The following is a 10,189-nucleotide window of genomic DNA, read 5'->3' as shown; positions in this document are numbered from 1 at the left end:
GCCCTGATCCGTCTGGCCCTGCGCTCCTCGGCGCATACAGAAGGGTGGGGGAGAAAGCGGGAGCGGATTCGGGAACGGGTACAGATGCAGACTCGGATACGGGAAGACCTGACGCGCATAGCGCGTCAGGTCGGGTTCAGTTGGCTGTCATGTATGCACGCGGGCGCAGCACACGCGGCCAAATGAAGCCCCCCTCCATCGCCCAGCGGGGCGAGGGGTTAGGGGTGGGAGTGGGGAGTTCGTCCTACTGTCAACAACAGACCCCAGGTGTAGCGTGATGCAACGGATCCGCTATCTATTTGGTAGCTGCTCACGCCCGAAAAATAAGGGCTACAGGTCTATTTCTTATAGAAAATAGGCTGTTTCCCCTACTGAGGCCCTTAGCCGCCCTGCGAACCCCGATGCGCCCACGCAGTCGTGTGCTTCTCGATGTAGCTGAACAGCTCGTACATGATCATCGCCATTGCCCCAATCACCACCAGCCCGGCAAAGGCCAGCGCCATGCGCTGCTGCGATCCGGCGCTGAGCATGAGATAGCCGATGCCGGAGTCGCCGGCGGTCATTTCGGCCAGCACAGTGCCCACAAAAGCCAGTGTGATGGCAATCTTCAGCGAGCCGTAGAAGTAGGGCATGGAACGCGGCAGGCCGACCTTGACCAGCACGTCCCAGCGCTTTGCGCCGAGTACGCGCAGCACGTCTTCGAGCTCGGGCTCCAGCGTGGCCAGGCCGGTGGCCATGTTCACGGTGATCGGGAAGAACGAGATCAGGAAGGCGGTCAGGATGCCGGGGCCGACACCGATGCCGAACCAGACGATCAGGATGGGCACAATCGCCGCTTTCGGCACGGCGTTGAAGGCCACCAGCAGCGGGTAAACCGCAGCATAGGCCAGGCGTGAGGAGCCTACGAGAAAACCGAGCATGACGCCGACCACGATGGACAGGCCGAAGCCGACCATGGTGACCCAGAAGGTTTTCCACGCCGCCTGGGCGATGGGGCCGGCGAATTCGGCCATGGCATCTGCAATCGCCAGTGGTGCCGGAAAAATGTATTCGGCAATGCCGAACACCACCACCACGAGCTGCCAGAGCGCCAGGATGGCCAGCAGCAATACCACCGGGGACCAGCGCTCCATCTGTTTTTTAGTCATGGCTATTTACCTTCCATGGCTGGCGCCGGGTTGATGACGGGTGTCCGGATGGCGCCGATGTGGCTGCGCAATTCGTGCACGATGTCGCCGAAGGCCTGGGTGTAGGTGACTTCCAGGTCGCGCGGGCGCGGCAGGTCGATCTCGCGTTTGACGACAAAACGGCCCGGACTTTTGCTCATCACATACACGGTGTCGGCCAGGAAGACGGACTCGCGCAGGTCGTGCGTGACCAAAATGACGTTGAAGCGCTGCTCGGTCCAGAGGTCGCGCAGGATGCACCACAGCTCTTCGCGCGTGAAGGCATCGAGTGCGCCGAAGGGCTCGTCGAGCAGCAGCATCTTCGGTTCATGGATCAGCGCGCGGCAAATACTCACGCGCTGCTGCATGCCGCCCGACAGCTGCCAGGGAAACTTGTCTTCATAACCGCCCAGGCCGACCTTCTGCAGCAGCTTGCGCGCGCGTTCCTCGAATTCCTTGCGTTTGGACTTGAACTGGCTGCGAAAGGGCTCGACGATTTCCAGCGGCAACAACACGTTGTCCACCGTGGTTCGCCAGGGCAGTAGTGACGGCGCCTGAAAGGCCATGCCGGAGATTTTCAGTGGCCCGTTGACCGGTTGCCCATCGATCAGGATGCGGCCCCTCGACGGCATCTTCAAACCCGTCGTCAGCTTCATGAAGGTCGATTTTCCGCAACCCGACGGGCCGACGATGGCGATGAATTCACCTTCGCGCACTTTCAGGTCGATGGCTTCGACCGCAAAGTGGTTCTGCGCCAGCAACTCGTCGTTGTAGGCGAGCCAGACGTCGCTGAAGTCAACAAAGTGGCTGTCGGAAGTTGCTTGCATGGATTCCTGGATCTCGTGAGTCGCTCAAAGCATCGAAACAACGGCCAGCATTTCAGGGAAAGGCTGGCCGTGCCGCAAAAATTGCCTGCCACCCTGAGGGTGAGCAGGCCGTGTGTTTACTTCTTCATGGCGGGCAGAACGTTCAACTCTGCCGCGGTGGGCAGGAAGGAGCCGTTCCACACCGTGTCGGCATTGACACGCGTCTTGGTGTTGAAGGCATCGGACACCTGCGAAGCCATCAGGGTCAGGCGCGGGCCTTTGACCTGGCCGAAGCCTTCGGAACGTGCATCAGGGCTGTTGACCACGGTGTCGATGGCCAGCTGCAGGCGGCGTGTTTCGAGCGCGGTGTTGATGATGCCGTCCCGGGCTTTCACGTCTTCAATGGCCGCCGCCGGCTTGGCAATGACGTCCTTCACGCCTTTGGTGAAGGCCTGCAGGAAGGCCTTGATGGCAGCGGGATTTTCCTTGATCATTTTTGGCGAGGCGATGACGACATTGCCATAAAGCTTCACGCCGTTGTCGGCATAGGGCAGCACGACCACATCTTCAGCTTTCACGCCGCGGACTTCCAGGTTGAGCAGCGAAGTGAAAGTGAAACCGGTGATGGCATCGACATCGCCACGCGCCAGCATGGTTTCGCGCAACGGCGGGTCCATGGCGGTCCACTGCACGCCGCTGATGCTGTTGGCTTTGGCAAAAATCGGGAAGGCGCGGCGGCCGGCGTCAAACACCGGCGCGCCGAATTTTTTGCCGTTGAGGTCGGCCACGGTCTTGATGCCGGATTTCTTCAAAGCCATCACCGAGGCGGGCGTATTGTTGTAGACCATCATCACCGCGACCGGCTTGTTGGGCGCGTCCGGGTTGTTGGCGTGGAACTCCATCAGCGCGGCGAGGTCGGCAAAACCCATGTCGTAGCTGCCCGAGGCCACACGCGTCACGGTGCCGCCCGAGCCGTTGCCGGCGTCGATGGTCACGTCGAGCTTGGCGTCCTTGAAATAACCTTTGGCGGCCGGCGTGAGGAACAATGCGGCGGGGCCTTCAAAACGCCAGTCGAGCTGGAACTTGATGGGGGTGTTTTGCGCGTAAGCATTGCCGCAGACAGCTGTGGTGGCCACGACGGCCAGGGCTGCGAAAGTCTTGATGAAAGCGCGTTTTGTCATGGGTGCTCCAGGTAACGGGGTTGGTATATCAGGTCAAGCAAGAAAAATGCCCGGCTGGTGTTTGGAGGCACCACTCGCGAATTCGATTGTCGATGGGGCGCGCTGCACAGCGATCAGGGATATTCCCTGACCGGGGTTCACCTCTACCGGATTGCAGCATTCTTTCTGTTCTTCGCGGCGGGCAATGCTCCTGAGCCGTTTTTAGAGGGAAGGCGCCAGCAGTTCGCGCAGGGTACGGGCAATCACACGGGTGGCGCGGCGCAAGTCCTCCAGGGCCAGCCTTTCATCAGCACGCTTGGCGTTCGATTCGAGCACGGTACGCGGCCCCGCGCCGTAAATCACGCCCGGAATGCCGGCTTCTGCATACAGGCGCACATCGGTGTACAGCGGCGTGCCCATGGCCGGAATGGGTTCGCCGAACACGGCCTGGCCGTGTTTCTGGATGGCTGCGACCAGGGGCTGGTTGCCGGGCAGCGGTTTCATCGAATTGGCCAGCAGCAGGCGCTTGATCCCGACACTGATACCCGGGCACTGCGCGGCAGCTTCGGCAATCACCTGGCGCAGCGCGGCTTCAACCTCGGCCGGGTTCTCCTCGGGAATCATGCGCCGGTCCAGCTTGAACATGACCTGGCCCGGGACCACGTTGGTGTTGGTGCCGCCTTCAATGCGGCCGACGTTGAGATAGGGGTGGCTGATGCCGGCTACCTCTGAGGTGATATTTTTGTAGAGTGTGTTTTGCGCATACAGGGCGTTGAGGATATGCACCGCCCCCTGCAACGCATCGACGCCGCTGTCGGGAATGGCGGCGTGCGCCATCTTGCCGTGAACGGTTACCTCCATTTGCAGGCAGCCGTTGTGCGCGGTGACAACTTCGTAGCTGAAGCCCGCGGCAATCAACAGGTCAGGTTTTGTCAGCTTGTGGCGCAGCAGCCAGCCCGGGCCCATCTCGCCGCCGAATTCTTCGTCATAGGTGAAATGCAGTTCAACGCTGCCTTGCAGGGGGATGTCCAGCGACTCCAGCGCGCGCACCGCGAAAGTGAAACTTGCAAAGTCTGACTTGCTGACAGCGGAGGCGCGGCCATAGATGTGGCCGTCCACGATGGCGCCGCCATATGGGTCCTGGGTCCAGCCTTCGCCGGGCGGCACCACGTCGCCATGGGCGTTCAGCGCAATCGTTTTTCCCGGGCCGTAGTTCCGCCGCACGATCAGGTTGGTCAGCGACTGCAGTCCGTAGGCCTGGACTTCAGCCGCAGGCACCGGATGCTTTTCTGCCTCGAACCCGAAGGCCTGCAGCAGTTCGGCCGTGCGTTCGGCATGCGGCGCATTGTCACCCGGCGGGGTGGGTGTGGGAACGCGGATCAGTTCCTGCAGGAAACGCACTTCTTCGTCGAAGTGGGCGTCTACCCACGCGTCAAGTTTTTCGTCAGCAGTCATGGCTTTCTGGTCGCCAGGTCGGTCAGGAGCTGCTGGAAGGCCCTCACCGCCAGGTCGATATCGTCACTGGTCGTGCTTTCCAGCGGGTTGTGGCTGATGCCGGAGTTCTGGCCGCGCACAAACAACATGGCTTGTGGCATGACTTCGTGCAGCTTCATCGCATCGTGGCCGGCGCCGCTGGGCATGCGGTAAAGCGGAACGCCCAGGCTGTCCACCGCGCGTTCCCAGCGCTGCTGCCAGGCTCGGGCACTGGGCGCTGCAGCGGCGCGCATGGTTTGTTCGGTGGTGTGGTGGACACCGCGGCGTTCGCAGATGGTCTTCAATTCGGCCAGCACATCGGCCACCATCGCATCGCGCTGTTTGTCATTGGGCGCACGCAGGTCCAGTGTGAACTGGCAGTGGCCGGGCACGACATTGGTTGAGCCGCCGGGCACCGTCCAGATGCCGATGGTGCCGACCGAGTCACCATCACGCGCGGCGCGCTGCTCGACATACAGCGCGAGTTCGGCCACAGCCAAAGCCGCGTCGCGCCGGCGGTTCATGGGGGTGGTGCCGGCGTGGCTGGCCATGCCGGTGACCTCGCAGGTGTAACGCACCCCGCCGTTGATGGAGGTCACGACGCCCAGCGGGATGTCGAGTTCGTTGAGCACCGGGCCCTGCTCGATATGCACCTCGACAAAACCCAGGTAGTCGGCCGGCCTGCGCTGCAGCGCGCGGATGGCCTCCAGGGTGGCGGGCAGTCCGGCGTGCTGCATGGCTTCTCGCATGCTGATGCCGTCGGCATCCTGTTGCTCCAGCCAGGCCGGATTGAACTGGCCAATCAGTGCGCCGGAGCCGAGAAAGGTGGCCTTGTAACGCTGGCCTTCTTCTTCTGCAAAGGCAATGACCTCGAAGTCAAAGGGCAGGCGTTTGCCCGCGCGCGACAGTTCGCCCACACAGGCCACGGGTACAAAAATTCCGAGGCGGCCATCGTACTTGCCGCCGTTGCGTACGGTGTCATAGTGCGAGCCGGTCATCAGGGTTTTGGCACCGGGGCTGGATGCCTTGTAGTGGCCCACCACATTGCCGACCGCGTCCACGCTCACTTCGTCGAAGCCGCTGTCCCGCATGGTCTGCTCAATCAGTTTCGCGGCAGCGCGGTGCGCGTCGGTGAGATAGGTCACCGTGAGCTGGCCTTTCTCGAAATAACCGGGATCGCTGAAGGCACTCAGCTGCTCCTGCCAGTCCCACACCTGGTTGCCCAGCCGCGGTTCGGCACCGAACTTGTCGGTGAGCCGCAGCTCGGCAATGCGGTGGATGTTGCGCAAGGCTTCGCCGAGTTCGAAGTCGGGGTGGTTGGCCAGACGCTGCTCGAAGGTGGCGATGATCTCCTGCCGGGCGAGGCCGGTGCCGCGCGGGCCGCGCACGGCGAGGATGAAGGGAAAGCCGAACCTCGTGTTGTAGGCGGTGTTGAGTGCCTGGATCTTTTCGAACTCTTCGGGTGAGCAGTCCGCCAGGCCGGCTTTGCCCTGTTCGCTGGTTGATTCGGCCGTCAGTGTCTTGCTGACCATGGCCTTGCCGGCCAGCTCGGGATGGGCGCGAATCAGGGCCAGCTGGGTTTCGCGGCCGGCATCGCGAACTATCCCGGCCAGCACGTGTTTGAGTTGTGCCAGGGACCGGAAAGGGCGCTGGGCGAGGGCGGCTTCGGTGATCCACGGCGAATGCTCGTACAGGCCGGCCAGCCAGGCCGCCGCCTCCGGCTGCGGGACTGTGTTGAGTTGTTCAAGGGTCAGGAACATGGTCAGTCTTTGAAGGGGTGGACTTGCTGCCAGTGGCGCGCAATGTCGATGCGGCGGCAGATCCAGACATGCTCGTGCTGCTGGATATGGTCGAGGAATTTCTGCAGCGCCACGATGCGGCCGGGCCGGCCGAGCAGGCGGCAGTGCATGCCGACGCTGAGCATCTTGGGCGCGTTCAGGCCGTTCGGGTCGCCTTCGGCATACAGCGCATCAAAGCTGTCGCGCAGGTAGGTGAAGAAGTCGTCGCTTTGCGAGAAACCCTGGGGCAGGGCAAAACGCATGTCGTTGCTGTCCAGCGTGTAAGGTACGACCAGGCGCGGCACCACCGTGCCGTCGCTGCGCGCCACTTTCATCCACAGCGGCAGGTCGTCGCCGTAGTAGTCGCTGTCATAGGCGAGCTGGCCGTCGTCAGCGACCAGGCGGCGGGTGCGCGGGCTGTCGCGGCCGGTGTACCAGCCCAGCGGTTGCTGGCCGGTCATCTGCGTGATGATCTCCAGGCCCAGGCGCATGTGTTCGCGCTCGGTGGCCTCGTCGATGTTCTGATAGTTGATCCAGCGCAGGCCGTGGCAGGCGATTTCGTGGCCCAGCTCGACAAAGGCAGTGGTCAGTTCGGGGTGGCGCTGCAGGGCCATGCTGACGCCGAACACGGTCAGTGGCAGCTGGCGCTTTTCAAACTCGCGCAGGAGGCGCCAGACACCGGCTCGCGAGCCGTACTCGTAAATGCCTTCCATGCTCAGGTGACGTTCCGGGTAGCTGGGCGGGTTGGCCATCTCGGAGAGAAACTGCTCGGAGCCGGCGTCGCCATGCAGCACGGAATTCTCGCCGCCTTCCTCGTAGTTCAGTACAAACTGGACAGCGATGCGGGCCTGCCCCGGCCACTGCGCGTGCGGCGGCGTGCGGCCGTAACCCACCAGGTCTCTGGGGTAGGGCAAGGTGGTGTCGTAGGTAGCCATGTTCAGGACAGCGCCATTGAGATGTCGTTGGTGGGAACCTTGCGGTCGAAGGTGAGATTCTCTTCCACATGCTGCAGGTGTTCGTCCATCAGGCGCACCGCACGTTCCTCGTCTTTCGCGGCCAGCGCCTTGACGATCTCGGCATGCTCGTCGTGCGAGTGTTCGGCTGCGCTGGCGCTCTGGTACATCAGCGTGATCAGCGAGCAGCGGGAGATCAGGTCGCCCAGCATTTGCGCCAGCACCTCGTTACCCATCAGTTCGGCCATGCGGACATGGAAGTCACCCAGCAGCTCGGTGCGCCCGGTCACGTCCTGCCGGTCCACCGCCATTTTTTCCTGCGCCACGTGTTCTTTCAGGGCCTTGATCCTGGCCGGCGTGACACTGCGCACGAACGCCCGGGTCATCTCGGCTTCCAGCATGCGGCGCACGGCAAAGACCTGGCGCGCTTCGGTGACCGAAGGCGCAGCGACAAAGGCGCCGCGCGCGGGCTCGAGGCGTATCAGCTGGTTTTGCGAGAGCTGGAACAGGGCCTGACGCACCAGCGTGCGCGAAACGCCGAAATGGTCGGCGAGTTTTTGTTCCGCAAGCTTGGTGCCGGGACGCAGCCTGTGCTCCACAATGGCCTTGGTCAGGGCTTCAACAATCGCGCTGGTGGTGGAGGCTTCCATGGCACAAATGATAGTCTGAAAAACTGAAAAGTGTATACACTTTCAGTGGACTATCCGGCGAAACGTCCGCAGCAAACGAGGAAATGAACATGGGCTTGAGTACACACGTGCTGGACACCATGCATGGCACACCGGCAGCCGGCATGGGGGTCGAGCTGTACACCACCGGGGACGGCCAGGCCACGCTGGTGAAGTCTTTCCATTTGAATGAGGACGGCCGCAACCCGGATGGCCTGCTGTATGACAACAGCAGCCTGAAACGCGGTACGTACCGGCTGGTATTCGACGTTGCGTCCTATTTCCGGTCGCGTGGAGTCAGCCTGCCGGAGCCGAATTTCCTGAACCGGGTCAGCCTGGATTTCGGCGTGGCCGACCCCGGCCAGCACTACCACGTGCCGCTGCTGGTCAGCCCCTGGAGTTATTCCACCTATCGGGGGTCATGAGCCCGGCAGTCCTTCGACAAGCTCAGGACGAACGGATAACAAGAAGCGACCGCGCAGGCACCTCTGTTCAAGCAGGGGCCGCGGGTCCGGCTCCGCCGGCCCGCAGGCGCAGCAGCCCCCTCGGGGGGCAGGGCGCTACACGCAGTGAGCAACCGTGGGGGTTAGTCTTGCCCTTCAGTGAGCGTGTCCAGCTGGAACTTGCCGCTTTTGTGCCACAGCCAGGTGTCGGTGTAGACCACTTTGCCCAGGCGCGTGGGTGCGGGGAAAGGCGAGGCTTTCTTGATCATGTTTTCGATCTCGGCAATCACCTCGGGGGCGTGGCGTGGAGCACGCATCCAGTCGAGCCGGGTGACATTACCGACCTGGTTGATCTCCACATTGAGCACGCCGACAGCGTAAAGCAGTGGCGGCATTCTGCCTTTGTAGATGCGATCGGCATTCATGCCATAAAGATGGCTGGCGCCGCTTTCGCGGTAAGCGCGGGGTGTGGTGGCGGGGGAACTGCGGGCCGAGCCCTTGGGGCCGGCGACGGGGCCAGTCACAGTGGAAACCGGGGCCTGTTCCGGTGCTGCTGCGGGAGGCGGAGGCGCTGTTTTACAGGCCGAAACCAGAGCGCCGGCGGCGGTGGAAAGCAGGGCCATGAGCCAGAAGCGGCGCTGTGAGGATTCAGGCATACATATCCTTATGTGGTTGCCGAAGGGGTGCGGCTGCTATTGTGCAGGCTGCTTGAAGGGCCGCCGTGTAACAGCGAAACCGGCCGTGTTGTGTGAAATTATGAGATCTGCAGGCTCCCTGGCAGGAGCCGTGCGTCGGGGAGTTTCTACCGTGAGTCAGCTCAAGGCGTTGTTTTTGGCCCGCCTGGCCCATGAGCCGGCGGTGCTGGTGCAGGTGACGGCCACAGAAGGCTCTGTTCCGCGCGAGGCGGGGGCCTGGATGGGTGTTTTTGCCGAGGCGGTCACAGGCACGATAGGCGGCGGCCATCTGGAATACCAGGCCCTGGCCATGGCACGTGCGCGCCTGCAAGGTGTGGCGGGCGAGGAGTCCGCCCGCTTTGTGCTGGGCCCGTCGCTGGGCCAGTGTTGCGGTGGCGTGGTGCATCTGCGTTTCGAGCGGGTCGAAGCCCGCGATGCGCCTGCCCTGCGCGAAAGGCTGGGCATGAATTTACAGCCTGTTGCGCTTTTTGGGGGTGGGCATGTGGGCAATGCGCTGATTCGGGTACTTTCAACCCTGCCGTTTGCGCTGACCTGGGTGGACAGCCGCGACGGCATTTTTCCGGACGATGTGCCCGCCCAAGTGGTGTGTGAGTACTCCGACCCGGTGCAGCGCGCGGTGGCTGGCCTGGCGCCACAGTCGTGCGTGCTGATCATGAGCTTCAGCCATGCCGAAGACCTGGACATCGTGGCCGAATGCCTCAGGCGCCAGCGCGAACGCGGCGACCTGCCGTACATCGGCCTGATTGGCAGCAAGACCAAGTGGGCAACTTTCCGGCACCGGCTGGAGGCGCGCGGCTTCAGCGCCGAAGAACTGGCACACGTTACCTGTCCGATCGGCCTGCCCGGCATTGAAGGCAAGGAGCCCGAGGTGATTGCCGTGTCGGTGGCGGCACAGTTGTTGCATTGCAGTTAGGGCCTTTTAACGCTATTTGTGCAAATGCGAACGGGGTGAAAACAGTGCCAATCAAGGCGCGCGACGACGCCCAGACTGGGCGTCTGGGTTAGGAGTGCAACGCCGAGTGGCGCTGTTTTCACCCCGTTCCCTCC

10 protein-coding genes are annotated in these 10,189 nt (G+C 62.7%); 2 read left to right on the top strand and 8 right to left on the bottom strand.

Annotated features, from left to right (window positions below):
- Positions 1-380: 380 nt before the first annotated feature.
- The 7 genes from WA904_RS09950 to WA904_RS09920 all read right to left on the bottom strand — a co-directional run bounded on the left by WA904_RS09950 (position 381) and on the right by WA904_RS09920 (position 7,986).
- Positions 381-1,148 (bottom strand): ABC transporter permease, encoded by a 768-nt coding sequence (locus tag WA904_RS09950; RefSeq protein WP_425196970.1) that lies wholly within the window; start codon positions 1,146-1,148, stop codon positions 381-383.
- 2 nt (positions 1,149-1,150) lie between these two features.
- Complete coding sequence (locus WA904_RS09945; protein ID WP_425196969.1) at positions 1,151-1,993, bottom strand: ABC transporter ATP-binding protein; 843 nt, start codon at positions 1,991-1,993, stop codon at positions 1,151-1,153.
- Positions 1,994-2,109: 116 nt separating this feature from the next.
- Positions 2,110-3,153, bottom strand: a complete 1,044-nt coding sequence (locus tag WA904_RS09940; RefSeq protein ID WP_425196968.1) for an ABC transporter substrate-binding protein — start codon at positions 3,151-3,153, stop codon at positions 2,110-2,112.
- Positions 3,154-3,354: 201 nt separating this feature from the next.
- Entirely contained in the window at positions 3,355-4,587 is a 1,233-nt protein-coding gene (locus WA904_RS09935; protein ID WP_425196967.1) for a M20 family metallopeptidase, read from the bottom strand.
- Positions 4,584-6,365: a 2-oxo-4-hydroxy-4-carboxy-5-ureidoimidazoline decarboxylase gene (gene uraD / locus WA904_RS09930; protein WP_425196966.1), complete on the bottom strand. Its 1,782-nt coding sequence runs from the start codon at positions 6,363-6,365 to the stop codon at positions 4,584-4,586. Before uraD ends, WA904_RS09935 begins: the two co-directional genes overlap by 4 nt.
- Positions 6,366-6,367: 2 nt before the next feature.
- The gene (gene puuE / locus WA904_RS09925; RefSeq protein WP_425196965.1) at positions 6,368-7,318 is read right to left on the bottom strand and encodes an allantoinase PuuE; all 951 of its coding nucleotides are present in this window, start codon (positions 7,316-7,318) and stop codon (positions 6,368-6,370) included.
- Between the two features lie 2 nt (positions 7,319-7,320).
- Entirely contained in the window at positions 7,321-7,986 is a 666-nt protein-coding gene (locus WA904_RS09920; RefSeq protein WP_425196964.1) for a GntR family transcriptional regulator, read from the bottom strand.
- Positions 7,987-8,075: 89 nt separating this feature from the next.
- Here WA904_RS09920 and uraH point away from each other — a divergent pair, with 89 nt between their 5' ends.
- Entirely contained in the window at positions 8,076-8,429 is a 354-nt protein-coding gene (uraH, locus tag WA904_RS09915) for a hydroxyisourate hydrolase (RefSeq protein ID WP_425196963.1), read from the top strand.
- A 161-nt stretch (positions 8,430-8,590) separates the two neighbouring features.
- Here uraH and WA904_RS09910 read toward each other — a convergent pair whose 3' ends face one another.
- A complete protein-coding gene (locus WA904_RS09910; RefSeq protein ID WP_425196962.1) occupies positions 8,591-9,103 on the bottom strand; it encodes a hypothetical protein in 513 nt (170 codons plus the stop codon).
- Between the two features lie 151 nt (positions 9,104-9,254).
- Between WA904_RS09910 and xdhC the strand changes: the two genes are divergently transcribed.
- Entirely contained in the window at positions 9,255-10,055 is an 801-nt protein-coding gene (xdhC, locus tag WA904_RS09905) for a xanthine dehydrogenase accessory protein XdhC (RefSeq protein ID WP_425196961.1), read from the top strand.
- The last annotated feature ends 134 nt before the right edge of the window (positions 10,056-10,189 follow it).

It is taken from the genome of Polaromonas sp. (genome assembly GCF_049790275.1).
Taxonomy (GTDB): domain Bacteria; phylum Pseudomonadota; class Gammaproteobacteria; order Burkholderiales; family Burkholderiaceae_C; genus Polaromonas.
The sequence above is the reverse complement of the archived record's forward strand: the minus strand, read 5'-3'. Positions and strand labels throughout refer to the sequence as shown.

Bases quoted from the DNA above. Each gene is read 5' to 3' on its own strand.
- WA904_RS09950 (WP_425196970.1), bottom strand. From the start codon at position 1,148: ATGACTAAAAAACAGATGGAGCGCTGGTCCCCGGTGGTATTGCTGCTG.
- WA904_RS09945 (WP_425196969.1), bottom strand. From the start codon at position 1,993: ATGCAAGCAACTTCCGACAGCCACTTTGTTGACTTCAGCGACGTCTGG.
- WA904_RS09940 (WP_425196968.1), bottom strand. From the start codon at position 3,153: ATGACAAAACGCGCTTTCATCAAGACTTTCGCAGCCCTGGCCGTCGTG.
- WA904_RS09935 (WP_425196967.1), bottom strand. From the start codon at position 4,587: ATGACTGCTGACGAAAAACTTGACGCGTGGGTAGACGCCCACTTCGAC.
- uraD (WP_425196966.1), bottom strand. From the start codon at position 6,365: ATGTTCCTGACCCTTGAACAACTCAACACAGTCCCGCAGCCGGAGGCG.
- puuE (WP_425196965.1), bottom strand. From the start codon at position 7,318: ATGGCTACCTACGACACCACCTTGCCCTACCCCAGAGACCTGGTGGGT.
- WA904_RS09920 (WP_425196964.1), bottom strand. From the start codon at position 7,986: ATGGAAGCCTCCACCACCAGCGCGATTGTTGAAGCCCTGACCAAGGCC.
- uraH (WP_425196963.1), top strand. From the start codon at position 8,076: ATGGGCTTGAGTACACACGTGCTGGACACCATGCATGGCACACCGGCA.
- WA904_RS09910 (WP_425196962.1), bottom strand. From the start codon at position 9,103: ATGCCTGAATCCTCACAGCGCCGCTTCTGGCTCATGGCCCTGCTTTCC.